Source organism: Cyanobium sp. NIVA-CYA 375, from assembly GCF_056108345.1.
In genome coordinates, this window is sequence record NZ_JBSYHW010000174.1 from 1 (window position 1) to 1,949 (window position 1,949).

Genomic DNA, 1,949 nt, shown 5'->3' on the forward strand with positions numbered 1-1,949 from the left:
GCACTTGGCCCTCCACCCACCTGAACTGAAGACCGGATCATCCAAGAGCCGTCTCCAGAGCACCGAGGTCAGCGTTGCCGGTAACTGCCACCGACAGACCCGACAAGCCAAATCGCTGTGACGTCACTGACGTCCCTGCGCTGCCGGCAACGATGGCACCGTTCTCCCGTTCGTCTCGTGCCGGTGGCAACGTGGGGTCATGGGCACGAAAGACGACCTACACCGCCTTGAGCGTGAGCTGGAGCGCTCCCACAAGCAGGTTTCAGACGTCTCTGCACCAGAGACTGCCAGACCCTTGCTGCCTGCAGCCAAGGCCAGTAAGCCTCACAGCAGCTTGGATCTGATCCTTGGCCTTGCTGCCGCGCTTGCTGTTGTTGGCCTTGGCGTCAACACTGTGCGGCAGATGCCTGATCAGCAAGCGAAGACCCTCCGCGACGGCCTTATTGGAAGCGCTGCTGGCCTCCTGGTTGGCTATGGGGTTGGTCGATTCAGGCCCTGACCTTGCTCTTGAACATCACCGACTGCCCGTCATGACCCCCCATCAGAAGAAGCGCATTCTTCAGCTCGTTATCCCGTTGGCCGTACTGCTGCTGCTGGAGAAGATCAGTCCTGGGCTTGGCCGTGGTCTTCTCGCCTTCGGGACTCTCGCCCTGGTGGTGTACTGCTTCGTGAACGACGACAAGCCCTGGGCCCGTCGCATCCTGAACAAACCAAAGTCCTGGTGGATGAAGTAGCAGGGGTGTTCTCTCCCTCCGTCCATCCCAGTTGGGTGGGTGTGGGTTCAGCCCGCATCCGCTGCGGGGGCGCCTGCGAGAACCCCAGCTTCTTGACCACGGCGTTAGCTGTCTCCTGCCTCCCTGATCAGCTGGCGCTCAACATCTGCCAGGCTCGTCAGAAAGCCCAACACCAGCGGGGCCAACTTCTCCAAGCGATTGGTGTTGATCAGGCCATCCAAGATGAACACGGGACAACGAGCCCAGCAGTTGATGTCCCACAGATGTCAGACGATGAGCCCTCACCTGATCATTTCCGATAACCGCAACGACCCCGGCAACCCACTCGTTCTCGATGGAGAAGCCATTGACGCGGCAGCCAGCGACCCCGTGGCGATCGGCAAACTGATGGTCGATCAGGTGTGGGCAGAGGGCACCGATCCCACAGGTGGGGGCCTCTACTACGAGCGCAACAGCAACCGGCACCGGCGCCTGCAGGCCTTCGAGACAGGCTCAGAGGACTTCATGACTGGCGGCTGGGTGCGAGTGATGGTCAGTGCGGAGCAAGTGCGCAAGGAACGAGTCGGAATGGAGCAGGCCGCCAGCCGCGCTTTGGTAAGCATCCACGGCAGCCACCGAGGCGTTCTGCTGGTGGAGTTTCTGGACGTGCTCTGGCGCTAACCATGGGCGGCTACACCCTGATCGTCGACGCCAAGGGAGCAGAGGCCAGAGACTTTTATGCGCGCCACGGGTTCCGGCTGTTTCAGGACACGCCGCGCAGCCTCTATTTGCCACTGGGCGGCTGATCCAACTCCGCCTACCCGAGCAGGCATTACTTCCCGGCTGCCAGCAGGAGGAACATATGGACGAGAGTGCCAAGGAAAGGCACCAGCAAGAAGAGATGAGCGCCCCCTTGGAGAACATTCAGATCAGCTGGGGCGATGAGATCGCCAGGGTTGAATTCAGGCCTGCCTGGAAGGGCATGAGCTGCCCATGGCGACATCTCGCCAGGTTGCAACCCGATCAGTCCTGGCTTGATTTGCCTGAACCCGACATCAACAAGCAGTCGCAGGTCTATGTCACCAGGGAATTAACGGCGCCCATCCCCCCGGAAGCCGTCGCAGCAATAGAACTGGCGGAAGCAGGAGCCGCAGAAGCCTTCGTAGTGGACCCCGCCGATCAAGTTGGCCAAGGCGGTGCTCAGCAGCAAGAACGTATCGAAGCGGTCTGGCAACT

Annotated in this window: 4 protein-coding genes; all 4 read left to right on the forward strand. The window is 60.9% G+C overall.

Annotated features, from left to right (window positions below):
• Nucleotides 1-530: 530 nt before the first annotated feature.
• Nucleotides 531-734 carry a hypothetical protein gene (locus AC01FP_RS17240; RefSeq protein ID WP_474481934.1) on the forward strand — a complete coding sequence of 68 codons (204 nt, stop codon included), beginning with the start codon at nt 531-533 and terminating at the stop codon, nt 732-734.
• Nucleotides 735-1,007: 273 nt separating this feature from the next.
• Complete coding sequence (locus AC01FP_RS17245; protein ID WP_474481935.1) at nt 1,008-1,394, forward strand: hypothetical protein; 387 nt, start codon at nt 1,008-1,010, stop codon at nt 1,392-1,394.
• A 2-nt stretch (nt 1,395-1,396) separates the two neighbouring features.
• On the forward strand, nt 1,397-1,519 hold the full coding sequence (locus AC01FP_RS17250; protein ID WP_474481937.1) for a hypothetical protein: 123 nt from the start codon (nt 1,397-1,399) through the stop codon (nt 1,517-1,519).
• A 95-nt stretch (nt 1,520-1,614) separates the two neighbouring features.
• On the forward strand, nt 1,615-1,949 hold a 335-nt coding region (locus AC01FP_RS17255), incomplete at its 3' end, for a hypothetical protein (RefSeq protein WP_474481939.1).

Coding starts and splice junctions, on each gene's coding strand:
- AC01FP_RS17240 (WP_474481934.1), top strand. CDS start 531: ATGACCCCCCATCAGAAGAAGCGCATTCTTCAGCTCGTTATCCCGTTG.
- AC01FP_RS17250 (WP_474481937.1), top strand. CDS start 1,397: ATGGGCGGCTACACCCTGATCGTCGACGCCAAGGGAGCAGAGGCCAGA.
- AC01FP_RS17245 (WP_474481935.1), top strand. CDS start 1,008: ATGAGCCCTCACCTGATCATTTCCGATAACCGCAACGACCCCGGCAAC.